The sequence below is a fragment of the Solirubrobacter soli DSM 22325 genome (assembly GCF_000423665.1).
Lineage (GTDB): Bacteria > Actinomycetota > Thermoleophilia > Solirubrobacterales > Solirubrobacteraceae > Solirubrobacter > Solirubrobacter soli.
This window is the reverse complement of record NZ_AUIK01000025.1, coordinates 137,123-154,028: the sequence shown is the minus strand read 5'-3', so window position 1 is coordinate 154,028 and position 16,906 is coordinate 137,123. Positions and strand designations below refer to the sequence as shown.

Sequence of the window (16,906 nt, the reverse complement as noted above, 5' to 3'; positions counted from 1 at the left end):
ACTACCTGGCGGGCAACTGGAACCACCATCCGGCGCGGGTGGCGGTCTGGGGGATCGCCCGCGACGCCAAGCGGATCACGGTCATCGCCGGCTCGCTGCGGGTGCGGACCGCGCCGCGGCTCAACGGAGGGTTCCTCGTGTTCCTGCCGCCGTCGACGCGAGCGGCGTCGGTGCACGTGGTGATCGACGGGAAGCGCTACGGGTCGTCGTTCGGCACGGTCACGCCGCCGAAGCAGGCGCGGGCCTCGGCGGCGAGCGTCCCGGTCGGCGAGGTCGCCCCGGGCCGGTTGGACGACGGCAGCTACGCGCCGGGGTGGGTCCAGTACCGGATCACGAGCTCCAAGCTCGCGGTCACGCTCGACGATCCTGCCGGCGGGCTGCCGTGGGTGCTGCGGCAGTTCGACGCCGACCGCGTCGTCGTGGAGGAGCCGACGCGGTCGCTCGCGGGCGCGCGGCGGATCGGGCGCAGCCGCTGCGTCCAGCTCGGCCGCCTGCGCGGCGCGACGGTCGGGTGGGTCTACGCGGACGGGCAGTTCCGGCCGGTCGACAACGAGTACCCGCTGCTGCAGTGCACGGCGCTCAAGCGGCAGACGCCGGTCGGCACGATCGCGTCGACGCTCGGGCTGGCGGACGTCGCGGCGCCGACCTTCACCGGCTCGGTGGTGTGGGGGTACATCCCGGGCGCGAAGGAGGCGACGGTCAGCGGGACCGGGAGCGCGGACGGCGCGGCGAAGGTCAACGACGGCGCGTTCCTGCGGCTCGGCGGGGCCGACGCGCGGGCGGGCGCGCTGACGGTGACCGGCGGGGGCAAGACGCTGCGGAGCGGGCAGGGCGAGCTGCCGACCTTCATCACGAAGCGGTTCACGTTCCCGACGCCGATCGCCGGCACCGAGGCGCTCGAGGCGCCGGCGCCCGACCCGTCGGGCGGCCCGCACTGGGCGATGCAGGTCGCACAGACCGAGCAAGGCGTGCCCTGCGTGGTCGGGCCGGCGCGGGCCGTCGGCGACCGGGCGGGCACGGTCGACCTGCGGCTCGGGCTGTTCACCGGCGGCGGCGCGTTGCGCAGCGAGTCGTGCCGGCCGCTCGAGACCAAGCCGAACGCCGAGCGGCCCTGTGACATCGGCTGGGGCGGCGGCAACGCCGAGGAGCTCGAGGGCCAGGACGCGTTCCTCGCCGTCGGGCGGACCGAGCGCCGGCTGCTGGCGGGGCGGACGTACGTCTCCGGGCAGTGCCGCGCCGACGTCGAGCGGGTGACGCTGCGCACGCCGCGCGACGTCCGCATGCTCGTGCCGTCAGCGACCGGGCGCGCGATCCTCGCCGTCTACGACGGGGACTTCGTCGACGGCGAGCTGGTCCTCACCTACCACCTGCGCGACGGGAAGACGGTCACCGAGCGGCATCCGCTCGGCTTCTAGACGGAGTTCGGTGTACAGCCGCGCGAAGTCCGCGGGCTTGTAGTGGGCGTTGAGGCCGCTCGGGTTGGGAAGGACGAAAACGGGAGTCCCGCCCACCCCGCCGCCGATCGTCTCGGCCTGCCGGCCCATCTTCGCCTTGGGACGACCGTAGGCGGTCTGGTAGGCGCCGAGGCCGAGGACCGCGACGACGCGCGGTCGGAGGCGCGCCACGAGCGCGTCGAGGTCGGCCGCGCCGCTGCGGAGCTCCTCGCGCGAGAGCTCGTCGGCGGCGCGGGTGGGGCGGGCGACGAAGTTCGTGATGCCGACGCCGTAGTCCGGCAACGTGCCGTCCTCGTCGGGGCGCAGCAGACGCGGGGTGAAGCCGGCCGCGTGCAGCGCGGGATAGAACCGGTTGCCGGGGCGGGCGAAGTTGTGGCCGACCTCGGCCGAGCGCAGCGACGGGTTGATGCCGACGAAGAGCACCGTCAGGTCTTTTCCCAGAACGTCGAGCACGATCCTTAGGATGCCCGCGATGCGGATCGAGCCCTTCTCCATCGCGGTCGAGGACGCGGTGCTCGACGACCTGCGGACGCGGTTGGAACGGACGCGCTGGCCGAGTCCTTCTCCGGGCGAGCCGTGGGCGCAGGGCGCCGACGTCGCCTCCCTGCGGGAGCTCGTGGCGTACTGGCGCGACGGCTTCGACTGGCGCGCTCGCGAACGGCGGCTGAACGCGTTCGACCAGTTCGTCGCCGACGTCGACGGCGTCCGCGTCCATTTCGTGCACGTGCGCCGTGGCGGCGTCCCGCTCGTGCTCACCCACGGGTGGCCGAGCGCCTTCACCGAAGGTGTGGGCCTGGTCGACCTGCTGGGAGGCTTCGACCTCGTCATCCCGTCGCTGCCCGGCTACGGATTCTCCACGCGCCCCGACGTCTGCACGACCCCTGACGTCGCACGGCTCTGGCACACGCTGCTGCAGGGGCTCGGCTATGAGCGCTACGGCGCGTGCGGCGGCGATTGGGGCGCCGCGGTCACGACCTACATGGCGGTGCAGCAGCCCGAGCGGATGCTCGGCATCCACATCTCCGCGCTGGACAACTCGCCGGAGCCCAAGCCGCCCTTCACCGACGCCGAGCGCCGGTTCATGGAGGCGGTCGGCCACTGGGACGTCACCCAGCGCGGCTACAGCACGATCCAGAGCACCCAGCCCCAGACCCTCGCCTACGGCCTGACCGACTCACCCACCGGCCTGGCCGCGTGGATCGCCGAGAAGTGGCGCTCGTGGGCCGACCCGGACTGCCCGATCGACCGCGACTTCCTGCTCGAGCTGATCACGCTCTACTGGGTCAGCGACACGATCGCCACCGCCAATCGCGACTACCTCGACAACTACCGCGCCGGCACCCCGCGCCTGGACGACTACGTCACGGTCCGCACGGCGATCGCCAACTTCCACCACCAGCGCATCTCCGAGGGCGTCCTCCCGCGCGAGTGGGCGGAGCGCTCCTACAACGTCGAGCGCTTCACCGACATGCCCCGCGGCGGCCACTTCGCCGCCGCCGAGGCCCCGGACCTCCTCGCGGCCGACATCGCCGCGTTCTTCGGCTAGTTCGGGACGCCGGCGATCTGCCAGCGGCCGTCGGCCCTGCGGAGGGCGACCTGGGAGTCGCCCGGGAAGAGGCGGGCGCGGGCGTTGTCGCCCGCTGAGGTGACGGTGTCGACCTTGAGCACCTCGGTCTCGCGGCGCTGGTCGGGCGTGAGGGTGTCGTGGGCGCGTTTGAGGGTGGCCGGGCAGTCGCCGAGGGAGCGCTGCACCTCGGGGAGCATCAGCGCGCACGCCTTGGCGGCGTCGCCCGCGGCGAAGGCCGCCAGGTAGTCGGTGACGACCTGGCGGACCGCTTTGTCGTCCGGGTTCTCGCCGCAGCCGCCCAGGACGGCGGCGGCGAGGGCGGCGAGCGCGAGGCGCCGCACCGTTAGCCCGTGACGCCCGCCGGGGTGGCCTGCGCGAGGGTGTCGGCGTCGGCGAAGCGCGAGGGGTCGCGGGCGGTGCCGCGGATGACGTCGTCGGGCGAGCCGTCCGGCAGCAGGCGGCCGTTGCGCATCCCGTAGTAGCCCGCCTGCGGGTGGTGGGAGACGAGCGCGAGCGTGGACTGCTCCGGGATCGGCGCGTAGCCGTCGGAGATCTCCATGCCGATGTTCTCGAGCTCGAGGAGCTTCTCGACCTTGAGGTGCTCGGACTGGTCCGGCACGGCCGGGTAGCCCCACGAGTAGCGGCGGCCCTGCGTGACGGGGATGCCGAGGTCGTTGCGGACACGCCAGTGCAGCCACTCGGCCAGGCCCTCGGCGGTCTGCACGCCCAGGCCGTGGACGAAGAGCTGCTCGGCGAACTCGCCGTCGGCCTCCAGCTTGGCCATCAGCTCGGTGACCTCGCTGCCGACCGTCACGGCCTGCAGCGCCACCACGTCGAGCTCGCCGGAGTCCTTCGGGCGGTAGAAGTCGGCCAGGCAGAGCCGGTCGCCCTTCGGCTGGCGCGGGCAGGTGAAGCGCTCGATCACCGTCTCACGATCGGTCGGGTCGAGCACGACGATGTCGTTGCCCTCGCTGTAACACGGGAAGTAGCCGAGCAGCGCCCGCGGGTGCAGGTAGTCGGCCTCGTTCCACATGCGCTCCAGGCGGGGACGGAAGTCGTCCTCGAGCAGCTTGCGCCACTCCTCGCCCTTCACGCCGCGCCCGCCCCAGTGCAGCTTGAAGAGCACGTGGGTGTCGAGGTGGGTGTAGAGCTCCTCGCGGTCGACCTCGATCTCGCGCACGCCCCAGAACGGCGGCTCGGGGACCTCGACGTCGGTGCGGACGGGGCTGCGCACGCTGTCGTCGGTCGTGTCGAGGACCTCCTCCTCCTCGCCGACCTCGCGCAGGCGCACGGCGGCCTCACGGACCTCCTTGACGATCTCCACCCGGCGCTCGGGCTCGATCAGGCGGTCCATCACGGCCAGGCCCTCGAAGGCGTCCTTGCAGTAGAAGACGCCCGGGTCGTACTGGACGTCGGACTCCTTGCCCTCCGGGAAGGCGGCGCGCAGCGCGAACTTGCGGTTGATCGCGGCGCCGCCGAGCAGCACGGGGAACTCGAGGTTCTGCGAGTGCAGCTCCTGGATCGCGGCCGGCATCTGCTTGGAGGTGGACACCAGCAGCGCGCTCAGCCCGATGGCGGTCGCCTTGTGCTCCTTCGCCGCGTCGAGGATCGTCGAGATCGGCACCTGCTTGCCGAGGTCGACGACGGTGTAGCCGTTGTTGGTCAAGATCGTGTTGACCAGCGACTTGCCGATGTCGTGTACGTCGCCGAACACGGTCGCCAGCACGACGGTGCCCTTGGTGTAGCCCTCGAGCTTCTCCAGATACTGCTCGAGCTGCGCCACGGCGCGCTTCATGACCTCCGCGCTCTGGAGCACGAAGGGGAGGATCAGCTCGCCGGCGCCGAACTTGTCGCCGACCTCCTTCATGGCCGGCAGCAGCACGTTGTTCAGCGTCGGGACGGCGCCGATCTTCTCCACGGACGCGTCGATCTGCGCCTCGACGCCGTCGCGCTTGCGGCGCAGGATGTGCCAGTGCAGCGCCTCCTCGGGCTCCATGCCCGCGGTGGGGTCCGCCGCCTCGGCCTCGGCCGCCGGCCCCTTGGCCTCGAAGTGCTGGATGAAGATCTCCAGCGCGTCCTCGCGCCGGTTGAAGACCAGGTCGTCGGCGAGGTCGCGCTCGTTCTGCGGGATCTCGCCGTACGGCGTGATGTGGTTCGGGTTGACCATCGCCAGGTCGAGGCCCGCCTCGACGCAGTGATGGAGGAAGACCGAGTTGAGCACGCTGCGCGCGGGCAGGCCGATGCCGAACGACACGTTGGAGACGCCCAGCGACGTCTTCACGCCCGGGAGCTCGGACTTGATCAGCCGGATGCCCTCGATCGTCTCGACCGCCGACGGCTTCCACTCCTCGTCGCCCGTCGTCAGCGTGAACGTGAGCGCGTCGAAGATCAGCAGCTCCGGGTCCATCCCGTGCTGGTTGCAGACCAGGTCGGTGATGCGGCGCGCGACCTCGAGCTTGCGCTCGCGGGTCTTGGCCATGCCGACCTCGTCGATCGTCAGCGCGATCAGCGCGGCGCCGTGCGCCATAGCGATCGGGACGACGCCGTTGAGCTTGTCCTCGCCCGCCTCGAGGTTGACGGAGTTGACGATCGCGCGACCCGGGATCTGGTCCAGCGCGGTCTCGATCACCTCGGGCTCGGTCGAGTCGACCTGGATCGGCGCCGGCTGCGTCAGCGACACCTTCTTGGCGACGAGCCGCATCTGCTCGTCCTCGTCGGTGCGCTCGGTCAGCGCCACGCACAGGTCGAGCACGTGCGCGCCGCCCTCGACCTGGTCCTCGGCGACCTGGAGCAGCCCGTCGTAGTCGTCGGCGAGCAGCAGCTCCTTGGCCTTGCGCGAGCCCTGCGAGTTCACGCGCTCGCCGACGATCGTCGGCGCGGGCTCCTGCACGAGCGGCGCGGCCGCGATCATCGAGGACACGTGCGGCGGGCGCGGCGCCGGGCGGCTGCCGATCTGATGGTCGCCCACACGCTCCTTGATCGCGCGGATGTGCTCGGGCGTGGTGCCGCAGCACCCGCCCACGATCGACACGCCGTAGCGCTCGACGAACTCGCCGAGCGACTCGGCCAGCGGGCCGGGCTGCTCGGGGAACACCGTCTCGCCGTCCGGCCCCTGGTGCGGGATGCCGGCGTTCGGGATGCAGTGCACGGGCAGCGGGGAGAACTCGCCGAGGAAGCGGATCGCGTCGCGCATGTCCTCGGGACCGGTCGAGCAGTTGAGGCCGATGACGTCGACCTTCAACGCCTCGAGCGTCGTCAGCGCGGCGCTGATGTCGGTGCCCAGCAGCATCTTGCCGCCGTTCGGGAGCAGCGACACGCTCGCCTGGATCGGCACGGAACGGCCCACCAGCTTGAACGCCTCGCGCATGCCGAAGATCGCGGCCTTGACCTCGAGGATGTCCTGCGCGGTCTCGACGATCAGGAGGTCGACGCCGCCTTCGAGCAGCCCCTTGGACTGCTCGGCGAAGACCTCGACCAGTTCGCGGAAGCGGATCTGACCCAGCGACGGGTCCTCGGACGCGGGCAGGAAGCCCGTCGGCCCGATCGAGCCGGCGACGAAGCGGTCCTCGCCGACCGCCTTGCGGGCGATCTCGGCGGCACGCCGGTTGATCTCGAGCGTGTGCTCGGCCAGGCCCCACTCGTCGAGCTTCAGGCGCGAGGCCTGGAACGTGTCCGTCTCGACGACCTCGGCACCCGCCTCGACCATCGACTCGTGCACGCCCTGGATGACGTCGGGGCGGTTGAGCACCAGCGCCTCGTGACAGCGGCCCGGCAGCTTGTAGTCGCGCTCGAGGGACAGGTCGAACTGCTCGAGCGTCGCGCCCATGCCACCGTCGAAGACGACGACGCGGTCACGTGTGGCGGCAAGGAAGTCGCGCATTACCGACATAGGCTAGCGCAACCTTGACACATGTTTGGCAAGGTTTGCGGATGTCCGCATGGCGACGCACCGGGAACAGGAGCCGTTAACGCCGCTGTAGCGTCGCGCTGAGGCCATGAGCACCCGTCGGTTTGCGGAGGGGGAGAGGGTCCAGAAGGAGCGGCGGCCGCCCGAGCCGGCCCCGCTCCAACTCCACGCGCTGCTGCGGATGCAGCAGGGCGCGGGCAACCAGGCCGTGGGCCGCATCCTCGCGCGCGCCAAGTACAAGCCGACCGAGGTCCGCAAGCAGGTCAACACCGCCGCGGCCGACGGCGCGGGGACCAAGGACGCGATCCTGCTCGCGATCTACAACGAGATGCGCTTCACGTACGACCCGCTCCCGCCGGTCTTCAGCAAGGTCGACGTGGCCACGGCGAAGTTGATCGAGCTCGGATCGATCGACGCCGATGACGTGCTCGCCTTCGCCGCCGCGGCCGAGGCGAAGGTGTCGGGCGGCACCGGCAGCGCCAAGGGCAAGAAGGGCAAGAAGGCCGGCACCACGGTCAAGTCGCCGGAGGAGACCCTCAAGGCGGAGATCGAGGCGGACCGCGGGGCGATCAAGTCCAGCATGGGCGATCACGTCCTCAAGGGCGCGTGGCGCACGGACAACCGGCCGAGCGGCTTCCACACCAAGAACGGCGGGTCGACCACCCACGAGGGGTTCGGAACGATCACGAAGGTGACCGACCTCGTCTATCAGCAGAGCGTGCGCGCGGTCGACGAGCCCCGCAACGTCAAGCCCACGCAGTCGACGTTCTTCCCCGACGCGGCGAACGCCGACGACGTGATCGACGCGATCACGAGCGTGTACGGCAAGCACGGCCGCGAGAAGGGGCGCTCGACGGTCGGCTATCCCAAGGCCCTGGTCGGCATCAAGCTCACGCAGCGCGACGGGACGGCGTTCCCGGACGCCGACCCGATACCCGGCGAGGGCTACGACAAGGGGTTCAAGCCCAAGAAGCGCTAAGCGTCGCGATTCCGACTCGGGACGCTAGCCCGTGAGGTCGCGGCGACGCAGGCCCGCGAGGCCGGCGGCGCCGAGCGCGGCGGCGATCAGCGCGAGTGTGAGCGGCGCGGCGCTGAAGGCGCCGCCCGGCAGTTGCGGGCTGTGGGCGAACGGCGACAGGTCGATCACGCCCTGGCTGAGCTTCAGCACCGGGCCGAGCTCGGCCAGCGCGAGGCAGAGCGCGAGCGCGGCCCAGGCGGCGGTGGTCGCTCTCGGGGCGAGGCCGAAGAGCGCCAGCGCGACGCCCGCCAGCACCCACGCGGCCGGGACTTGCGCGAGCGCGGCGCCGAGCAGGCGCGGGAGCTGTCCCGCGTCGCCCGTCGTCGCCGCGTGCGCGACGCCCGCCGTGACGCCGGCGACCGCGAGCAGCGCGGCGGTCCCGGCCAGCGCGATCAGCGAGTGGCTGAGCGCCCACGCGGTACGCGAGACCGCGGTGGCCAGCAGCGGCTCGGCACGCCCGCCGGTCTCCTCGCCGCGCAGCCGCAGCACGGCCTGGACCGCGTACCCGGCGGCGACGAGCGCGAGGACACCGAAGGTGGCCGCCAGGTAGGCGTCGGCGAGGCTCTCGGTCCCGCCGAGGCGGGCGAGCGCGTCGCGGACCTCCGGGCTGTCGCCGATGACGTCGCCGATGTCCTTGGCGATCGAGCCGAACGCCGCGCCGACGATCGCGAAACCGAGCACCCATCCCGCCAGCGCGCCCCGCTGCAGGCGCCAGGCGAGCTGGAGCGGGGTGCGCAGCGTCCCCCGCGCGGGGCCGGGGCGCGGCGGGAGGATCCCGGCTCCGAGATCGCGGCGGACCGCGAGCCGGGTGGCGCTGAACGTGAGCAGCGCCGCCAGGGCGAGCAGCGCGGCGACCAGCCACCAGCGCTCGCCGCCGAACGGGCGGATCGCCTGCGCCCAGCCGAGCGGCGAGAACCAGGAGACGGCGTGCGGGCCGGCGTCGCCGATCGCCCGCAGCGCGAACGCGGCGCCGAGCGTCCCGATCGCGAGGCCGTTGGCGCCGCGCGCGGACTCGGCGACCTGCGCCGCCGCCGCGCCGACCGCGCCGAAGACGAGCCCGGTGGCGGCGAACGACGCGCCCAGCGCGAGCGCGCCGGCGAACCCGAGGCCGGTCGCCACGACGGCCAGCAACACGATCACGCCGAGCACGACGCTTGCGAGCGCCGAGGTGATCAGCGCCGCCGCGAGCGGGGCGTGGCGGGAGACGACGCCCGCGCCCACGAGCTCGGCGCGGCCGGTCTCCTCCTCCGCGCGCGTGTGGCGCACGACGAGCAGGATCGCCATCAGCCCCGCCAGCGCGAGCGCGATCCCGCCCAACCGCCAGGCGACGAGGCCACCGACGGAGTCCGCGTAGATGCGCCCGTACAGGGCGAGCGTGGCGGGGGTCGAGCCGAGCGTGCGGACGACCTCGGCGCGTGAGGACTCCGTCGCGTACAGACTCGAGTAGGACGAGGCCGTGACCATCACGGCGAGCCCGAGCCCGAGGACCCAGGCCGGGATCATCACCCGGTCGCGCTTGAGCGCGAGCCGAAGGAGGATCCCCACCCCGGTCACGAATAGTGCCTCAGGAACAGCTCTTCGAGCGTGGGCGGGCGGCTGACGAGCGACCTCACGCCGACCTTGACGAGCTGCTCCAGCGTCGCCTGCAGCTCGCCCGGGTCGACGCGTTCGACGACGTGTCGGCCGTCGCTCAGGTCGGCTTCGATCGTGATCTGCGTGAGGTGGCGCAGCTCCGCGAGCGTGCCGGTCTCGACGGTCTTGCCCGAGCGGATGATCGTCACGCGGTCGCACAGCGCCTCGACCTCGGAGAGGATGTGGCTCGAGAGCAGGACGGTGCGGCCGCGGCCGCGCTCGTCGGCCACGCACTCGCGGAAGACCTCCTCCATCAGCGGGTCCAGGCCGGAGGTCGGCTCGTCGAGGATCAGCAGCTCGACGTCGGAGGCCAGCGCGGCGACGAGCGCGACCTTCTGGCGGTTGCCCTTGGAGTAGGCGCGGCCCTTCTTGGTCGGGTCGAGCTCGAAGCGGTGCAGCAGCTCGGCGCGGCGCTGCTCGTCGAGGCCGCCGCGGAGCCGCGCGAGCAGGTCGATCGCCTCGCCTCCGCTCAGGTTCGGCCAGAGCGTCACGTCACCGGGCACGTAGGCGAGGCGGCGGTGCAGGGCGGTCGCGTCTTCCCAGGGATCTCCATCCAACAGGCGCGCCGCCCCGCCGTTCGCCCGCAACAACCCGAGCAGCACCCGGATCGTCGTGGACTTCCCGGCACCGTTTGGGCCGAGAAAGCCGTGCACCTCGCCCGCGGCGACCTCGAGGTCGAGGCCGTCGAGGGCGCGCGTTGTGCCGAAGGTCTTGACGAGGCCGGTGACGGAGATGACGGGCACGTTTCACAACATACACGAAATCGTGAAAGTTCTGAAATGTGTAAAGATTGGCTGGTGACAGACGACGTCGCGCGGTTCGTCGAACGTTTCGCATCCGTCTTGGAGGAGAGCGGCATGCCGCGCATGCCCTCGCGGGTGTTCGCGGCGCTGCTCGCCACCGACAGCGGGCGCGCCACCGCCGTCGAGCTCTCCGACGGGCTGCGGGTCAGCGCCGCGGCCGTCTCCGGCGCAGTGCGGTACCTGATCCAGACGAGCCTGATCAGCCGCGAGCGCGAGCCGGGGTCGCGGCGCGACGTCTATCGCCTGCACGACGACGAGTGGTACGAGGCGATCTATCGCCGCGAGGCCGTGCTGGCGCGGTGGGTGCGGGCGGTCCAGGACGGTGTCGAGGCCGTCGGGCCCGACACACCCGCGGGCGCGCGCCTGCGCGACACCGCCGACTTCTTCGCGTTCCTGCAGACGGAGATGCCGGCGTTGTTGGAACGCTGGCGCGCGTCACGTTCTCATTGAACGCCCATCTGGCACCCTGCGTAAGACAGTCGTCTTCAACAGGGGGAGTCTGATGACGGAGCTGCAGCAGTACCTGGCGGACGAGGTCGCGGAGGACCACGCGGACGGGATCATCACCCGGCGCGAGGCGGTGAGGCGCCTCGGGCTGCTCGGGGTGACCGCCGCGACGGCGTCGGCGATGCTGACCGCCGAGGCGGCCGCGAGGACCGGCGGCGGGCACGGCGGGCACGACCACGACCACGGTCATGGCAAGCACGGCCACAAGCCGGAGGCGGCGACGTCGGCGTGGGCGCCGGCCGCGCGCGAGTCGATCACCTTCAGTGGCCCGACCGGCCCGCTGCTCGCGGCGTGGGCGCCGGCGGTCAAGCCGCGTGGCGGCGTGCTCGTGATCCACGAGAACCGCGGGCTGACCGAGCACATCAAGAACGTCGCTGGGCGCTTCGCCGCCAGCGGCTACTCGGCGCTCGCGCTCGACCTGCTCTCCGAGGAGGGCGGGACCGGCGCGTTCCCGGGCGAGGCCGAGGTGGCGGCGAAGCTGTCGGAGATCTCAGGCTCCAACCCGGGCCGCTTCGACGCCGACATGAAGGCCGCGCTGACCGAGCTCGAGAAGCGGGTGCCGCGCAAGTCCACGCTCGGCGCGATCGGCTTCTGCTTCGGCGGCGGCATGATCTGGCGCCTGCTGGCCGCGCGCGAGCCGCGCCTGGACGCGGCGGCACCGTTCTACGGCCCATTCCCGACCGGCGGCAACCTCGGCGGCAACAAGGCGAACGTCCTCGGCGTCTACGGCGGCCTCGACGCGCGCGTGAACGGCACCATGCCCGCCGCCAAGGCGTCTCTGGACGCCGCGCGCCTGGACTACGAGCTGCTCACGTTCACTGAGGCCGACCACGCCTTCTTCAACGACACCGGCGCCCGCTTCAACGTCCCGGCGGCCGAGGAGGCCTGGCGACGCGTGATCGGCTGGTTCGACCACGCGGGCGACCACGGCCACCGCTAGTTAAAGGGTCCGACCCTTTATCTAAAGCCCACCTAAGGGGTCAGACCCCTTAGGTGGTGTTTAGAAACGCTCGACGAGCCACTCGGTGAGGCCGCGGACGCCGACGTCCGCGGCGACCGCCCGCTGGCGAAGCGCCCCATTGGACTCGACGAGCGGGCGGGCGGCGTCCGCGCCGAGGTGCTCGATGCGGGCGAGGAGCAGCTCGCGGGTGGAGGTGCGCTCGCCGGTCTGGAGGTCGGCGAGGGTGCCGTCGAGGCCGTCGCGCATCGCCGACCAGCGGTTCTCGTCGATCCGCCAGGAGTCGTCGGCGGAGAGGATCTCGCCCGCGTCGTGGCGGGCGGCGAGGTCGTGCATCAGCGCGTACGTGAAGGCGGCGATGCCGTGGACGTCGTCGACGCTGGACTGGGCGTCGGGCGCGCGAAGCTCGAGGGTGCCGTAGGTCGTGTGCATGCGCAGCTCGAACCACCAGCGGCGCGGGTCGGGCACGGTGTCCGACCGTTCGCCCCAGGTGAGGCCGTTGGCGAACCACTCCCAGCTCGGGATGTACGGGGGGACGCCCTGGCGCTGGAGGTTCACGGCGATCGTCGGGCGGATCGACGCGAGGCCGGTGTCGCGGCCGGCGTGGAAGGGCGCGTTCGCCGCCAGCGCGGCCAGCTCGGGCAGGTGCGAGCGCATCGCGTTGTAGACCGCGAGCGTGCGGTCCGCGCCGCCCAATGACACATGCAGGTGCAGACCGGAGACCAGCTGACGACGGGCGCGCTCGCCGTACTCCTCCAGCGTGCGCACGTAGCGCGGGTCGTCCGTCAACACGCCGAGCTCGGCGGTGAACGGGTGGGTGCCGGCGGTCATCAGGCGCCCGTAGGGCTCGGCCGCGGCCGCGAGGTCGCGCCGGGCGGCCGCGAGCGAGGCGACCGCGGTCGCGACGTCGGGGCACGGCGGCGTCACGATCTCCAGCTGCGCGGCGGGCAGCTCCAGCTTGAAGCGCGGATCGCCGTCCGTCGCCTCGACCACCTCGCGGGCGTACGGCGCCAGGTCGAGCGTCTCCGGGTCAAGCAGGAACAGCTCCTCCTCGATGCCGATCCCGAGCTCGTCCGGCGCGTCGAAGCGCGCCCGCAAGGTGTCGGCGTTCACGTCGCCCAGCCGCCGTGGTCGAAGGCCGCGTTCGGGCCGCCCTGGTACTCGTAGTCCGGCCCCTCGAGCGAGTCGGCGTAGACCTCCGCGTCGTCCTGGGGCACGAAGCCGATCTCCTCGTCCGGCGGCCACCAGCGGCGCGTGTTGGCCGAGGCGCCGTAAACGATCGCGAAGTCGACGTCGTCGGCGGTCAGCGCCGCCTGCACGAGCCGGATGCCGTCGGCGTGGCTGAGCCACGTCGAGAGCTCGCGCCGCTCGCCCGGCGTCGGGCGCCAGGAGCCGATCCGCAGGCAGACGATCGACAGCCCGAAGCGGTCGACGTACATGCTGCCGAGCGCCTCGCCGTAGGCCTTGGAGGCGCCGTAGAGGCCGTCGGGCCGGGCGCGCTGGGAGCCGTCGAGCGGCACGCCGGGCGCGTACATGCCCGACGCGTGGTTGGAGCTCGCGTAGACGATCCGCGAGACCTTGGCGCGCCGGCACGCCTCGAAGACGTGGTAGACGCCGTGCAGGTTGGGCCCGGCGATCACCTCGAACGGCGCCTCGTTGGGGACCGCGCCGAGGTGGACGACGGCATCGACGCCGTCGACGGCGCGCTGGACCGCCTCGAAGTCGGTCAGGTCGGCGTGGACGTAGATCTCGGGCGGTTGCAGGTCGTCCGGCTCGGTGAGGTCGGAGAGCCGCAGCTCCTCGACGGTCTCGCGCAGCGCGGGGCGGATGACGGTCCCGATGTGTCCGGAGGCGCCCGTGATGAGCACGCGTCGTGGCTCCATGGGGCCGGATCCAAGCAAGTCCGGGAAATCCCGGAGACGCCCTCCGGACAATCACGACTGGTCGTCGGCGCGAGTGCCTCCGACAATGGACGCCATGAACGACGTCCCCGCTCCCACGACGCGCGCCCGCTCCGGCCGCTGGCTGGGCGGCGTCTGCGCGGGGCTCGCCGAGCGCTGGGGCGTGCCCGTCGGGCGCGTCCGGCTCGGGTTCGTGCTCGCGTCGGTCGTGCTCGGCCTCGGCGTGCTCGTGTACCTCGCGGCCTGGCTGATCCTGCCCGAGGACGGGGTGGACGGCGGGCAGCGCGGCATCGTCCTGGTGGCGCAGGCGATCGGCGGGCTGCTCGGGCTCGCGGCGCTCGCGGCGGCGGGGGCAGCGGCCACGATGTTCGGCTACGGGTGGGCGGTCGTGGCGGTGGCGTGCGCGGTGCTCGTCGGCGTCCTGGCCGGGTGGGCGCGGCTCGGGCCGGCGTGGGCGCTGCTGCCGATCGGCGCGCTCGTGCTGCCCTCGGTGGCGATGGCCGTCGGCGGGGTGCGGATCGACCCGAGCACCTCGACCAAGGTGCTCGCGCCCGGCACGACGGCGGAGCTGCCGCGCGGGGTCGTGCGCAGCGGCTTCGGGCTGTTGACGGTCGACCTGCGCCGGACCGAGCTGCCCGCGAGCGGGACGATCCCGCTGCGCATCGAGGCGGGCCCGCGGCGCACGCTGATCGCGCTGCCGCACGATCGCTGCGTGCACGTCGTCGTCAACCAGCACGAGGCGCCGCCGGCGCTGCGGCTCGGCGGGGCGCTCGTCGGGCGCTACGGACAGGTCGGCCCGCAGGTCTTCGGCGAGCGCCGGCCTCCGCACTACGCGACGCCCCGGGACCGCCCCGGCCCGGTGCTGGCCGTCGACTTCTCCTCCGTCGGTGGATCGCTGGTCGTCCGCGACTACCCGAACGACATGAACCCGGATGACTTCCCAGACTGGCCCGGCTATCCCGTGTTCGGAGAGCCGCGGCCGGACACGACCGGCGTCGCGCGTGCCGAAGCACTGACCATGCTTCATGACTGGCACGCGCGACGCAATGTCCAGGTACGTGACAAGAAGCGGATCGATCGACTGATGGGCGGGCCGTGCACGGCGAAGCGCTGAACACCGCCGAGACGGTCGAGCTGCCGCGCCCGGAGCGCGCCTCGCTGCTGGAGCCCGCGCGGCTGCTGACCGCGGCGGCCGGGCTCTTGCTCGTCGGCGGCCTCGCGCTGGCGCTGGGCGAGGCCGGGACGACGGCATCGCTGGCCGCGGCCGGCGCGGGCACGGTGCTCGCGCTGTTCGTCCTCGTCCCGCGCGCGATCGCGGGCGCGCAACGGCATCCGATGCTCGTGGTCGGCGCGTTGCTGGCGGCCGCCCCGGTGCTGCTGATCGGCTTCACGGGCTACGTCGGGGACACCCGCTACCTCTACGGGCTCACCGACCTCGTGCGGGCGTTGCTGCCGCTGTCGATCGTCGGGCTCGCCGCGCTCGGCGGCCTCGTGCTGCTGGCGGAGGACCTGCGGGTGCGGCTCGGCACCGCGGGCCTGACCCCGTGGCAGCGGCTGACCGGGACGCACGACACGCCGGTTCCCGCGCCGTGGCGGGCGCTGGCCGGGCTCACGCTGCTCGGCGGCTCGGCACTGCTGCTGCTCGCGTTCGCGGGCGCCAACGGCGGTGACGTGGTCGTCCTGTTCGTGCTCGCCGTGGGCGCGTTCGCGGTGATCGTCACGCCGCTCGTGATCGCGGGCTTCGCGCGCGCCGACCGGGTCCACGTGGAGGACGCCCGTGAGGACGAGCGGCGGCGCGTCGCCGCGCACCTGCACGACTCCGTGCTCCAGACGCTCGCCCTGGTGCAGCGCCAGGCGCACGACCCCGCCGCGGTGGCGCGGCTCGCGCGCCGGCAGGAGCACGAGCTCCGGGCATGGATGGCGGGCGAGGTCGAGCTCGGCTCGGAGACGCTCGGCGCCGCGCTGCGGGCCGCGGTCGCCGAGGTCGAGGACGACCACGGTGCGACAGTGGAGCTGACGATGCTCGGAGACCGCCGGCTCGACCGGTCGACGGAGGCGCTCGCCGCCGCCGCGCGGGAGGCGCTGCGCAACGCCGCGCGCCACGCTCCGGGCGCGCCGATCTTCGTCTTCGGGCAGGCGAACGCCGACGGCGCGGAGGTGTTCGTGCGCGACGAAGGACCGGGCTTCGAGCTCGAGACGGTGCCGACCGAGCGGCGCGGCGTGCGCGACTCGATCGTCGGTCGGATGGCCGCGGTCGGCGGCTCGGCCGTGGTCGAGTCGCGGTTCGGCGAAGGGACGGAGATCGCGCTGCGGATCGGGGTGATCGGATGAGGATCGTCGTCGTCGACGACCACCATCTCTTCCGCGCCGGTGTGCGCGCGGAGCTCGCCGCGCACCACGTGGTCGTGGGTGAGGCGGCGACGCCCGCCGAAGCACTGCGCGTGATCGCCGAGACCAAGCCGGACGTCGTGCTGCTCGACGTCCACCTGCCCGAAGGCGGTGGCGTGAGCGTGCTCGAGGGGCTCGCCCCGGACGGTCCCAAGGTGCTCGCCTTGTCGGTGTCCGACGCCGCGGAGGACGTCGTGCCGATGATCCGCGCGGGCGCGCTCGGCTACGTCACCAAGACGATCGACACCGAGGAGCTCTTGAACGCCGTCGCGACGGTCGCGGCCGGCGACGCGTGCTTCTCCCCCCGGCTGGCGGCGTTCGTGTTGCAGGCGTTCTCCGCACCCGCGCCGGCGACGGACGAGCTGCAGGCGCTGACGCCCCGCGAGCGCGAGGTGCTCCACCACCTGGCCCGCGGCTACTCCTACAAGCGCATCGCGGCGCGGCTCGGGATCAGCGACCGCACCGTCGAGTCCCACGTGGGCGCGGTGCTGCGCAAGCTGCAGCTGACGTCGCGCCACGAGGTCTCGCACTGGGCGGCGACCCGCGGTCTCGTCACCCCGGACGATTAACGACCTACGGCTCCGTCGGGGGAGTGACGGAGCCGCAGATCGGGGTTTATTGAGGGGAGGCGAGCCACCTCGCAAAGGCCTCGTCCGCGACGAAGGGTTGTTTGTCGGACGAGCGCTGCGGGTGACTCAACCCCTGTATCGGCAGCCGCGAGAAGGACTTGAGCACGAATTTTCGCTCGTCCATCCGTCGAGCGGGCTGGGC

The 16,906-nt window shown here is 72.5% G+C and carries 14 protein-coding genes; 7 read left to right on the top strand and 7 right to left on the bottom strand.

Annotated elements, in window-relative coordinates:
- Positions 1-1,292 precede the first annotated feature (1,292 nt).
- Positions 1,293-1,907 carry a G/U mismatch-specific DNA glycosylase gene (mug, locus tag G569_RS61305; RefSeq protein WP_245602523.1) on the bottom strand — a complete coding sequence of 205 codons (615 nt, stop codon included), beginning with the start codon at positions 1,905-1,907 and terminating at the stop codon, positions 1,293-1,295.
- 19 nt (positions 1,908-1,926) lie between these two features.
- Here mug and G569_RS0120485 point away from each other — a divergent pair, with 19 nt between their 5' ends.
- On the top strand, positions 1,927-3,000 hold the full coding sequence (locus tag G569_RS0120485; RefSeq protein ID WP_053226727.1) for an epoxide hydrolase family protein: 1,074 nt from the start codon (positions 1,927-1,929) through the stop codon (positions 2,998-3,000).
- On the opposite strand, the gene G569_RS0120480 is transcribed toward G569_RS0120485, so the two are convergent.
- Positions 2,997-3,362 (bottom strand): hypothetical protein, encoded by a 366-nt coding sequence (locus G569_RS0120480; RefSeq protein WP_028064809.1) that lies wholly within the window; start codon positions 3,360-3,362, stop codon positions 2,997-2,999. The genes G569_RS0120485 and G569_RS0120480 overlap by 4 nt on opposite strands.
- 2 nt (positions 3,363-3,364) lie before the next feature.
- Entirely contained in the window at positions 3,365-6,901 is a 3,537-nt protein-coding gene (locus G569_RS50095) for a methionine synthase (protein WP_064750409.1), read from the bottom strand.
- Positions 6,902-7,016: 115 nt separating this feature from the next.
- On the opposite strand from G569_RS50095, the gene G569_RS0120470 reads away from it, so the two are divergent.
- Complete coding sequence (locus G569_RS0120470) at positions 7,017-7,907, top strand: EndoU domain-containing protein (protein WP_037497782.1); 891 nt, start codon at positions 7,017-7,019, stop codon at positions 7,905-7,907.
- A 24-nt stretch (positions 7,908-7,931) separates the two neighbouring features.
- Here the strand turns inward: G569_RS0120470 and G569_RS0120465 are convergent, their stop codons facing one another.
- Both G569_RS0120465 and G569_RS50090 read right to left on the bottom strand, forming a co-directional pair.
- A complete protein-coding gene (locus G569_RS0120465; protein ID WP_245602522.1) occupies positions 7,932-9,491 on the bottom strand; it encodes an ABC transporter permease in 1,560 nt (519 codons plus the stop codon).
- Between the two features lie 5 nt (positions 9,492-9,496).
- Positions 9,497-10,321, bottom strand: a complete 825-nt coding sequence (locus G569_RS50090; protein WP_037497780.1) for an ABC transporter ATP-binding protein — start codon at positions 10,319-10,321, stop codon at positions 9,497-9,499.
- Positions 10,322-10,435: 114 nt separating this feature from the next.
- Here G569_RS50090 and G569_RS0120455 point away from each other — a divergent pair, with 114 nt between their 5' ends.
- Both G569_RS0120455 and G569_RS0120450 read left to right on the top strand, forming a co-directional pair.
- Positions 10,436-10,831: a GbsR/MarR family transcriptional regulator gene (locus G569_RS0120455; protein WP_245602521.1), complete on the top strand. Its 396-nt coding sequence runs from the start codon at positions 10,436-10,438 to the stop codon at positions 10,829-10,831.
- 52 nt (positions 10,832-10,883) lie between these two features.
- On the top strand, positions 10,884-11,828 hold the full coding sequence (locus G569_RS0120450) for a dienelactone hydrolase family protein (RefSeq protein ID WP_028064805.1): 945 nt from the start codon (positions 10,884-10,886) through the stop codon (positions 11,826-11,828).
- A 60-nt stretch (positions 11,829-11,888) separates the two neighbouring features.
- Here G569_RS0120450 and G569_RS0120445 read toward each other — a convergent pair whose 3' ends face one another.
- Together G569_RS0120445 and G569_RS50085 are read right to left on the bottom strand one after the other, a co-directional pair.
- Positions 11,889-12,959, bottom strand: a complete 1,071-nt coding sequence (locus tag G569_RS0120445) for a carboxylate-amine ligase (protein WP_028064804.1) — start codon at positions 12,957-12,959, stop codon at positions 11,889-11,891.
- Complete coding sequence (locus G569_RS50085) at positions 12,956-13,729, bottom strand: NAD-dependent epimerase/dehydratase family protein (protein WP_037497778.1); 774 nt, start codon at positions 13,727-13,729, stop codon at positions 12,956-12,958. The genes G569_RS0120445 and G569_RS50085 overlap by 4 nt, the downstream gene beginning before the upstream one ends.
- Before the next feature lie 94 nt (positions 13,730-13,823).
- Between G569_RS50085 and G569_RS60540 the strand changes: the two genes are divergently transcribed.
- The 3 genes from G569_RS60540 to G569_RS0120425 are packed head-to-tail and all read left to right on the top strand — an operon-like array spanning position 13,824 to position 16,704.
- Complete coding sequence (locus tag G569_RS60540; protein WP_211233033.1) at positions 13,824-14,861, top strand: PspC domain-containing protein; 1,038 nt, start codon at positions 13,824-13,826, stop codon at positions 14,859-14,861.
- Entirely contained in the window at positions 14,843-16,078 is a 1,236-nt protein-coding gene (locus G569_RS58505) for a sensor histidine kinase (RefSeq protein WP_053226715.1), read from the top strand. The genes G569_RS60540 and G569_RS58505 overlap by 19 nt, the downstream gene beginning before the upstream one ends.
- Positions 16,075-16,704, top strand: coding sequence for a response regulator (locus tag G569_RS0120425; RefSeq protein ID WP_028064803.1), 630 nt, complete (start codon positions 16,075-16,077; stop codon positions 16,702-16,704). Before G569_RS58505 ends, G569_RS0120425 begins: the two co-directional genes overlap by 4 nt.
- Positions 16,705-16,906: the final 202 nt, after the last annotated feature.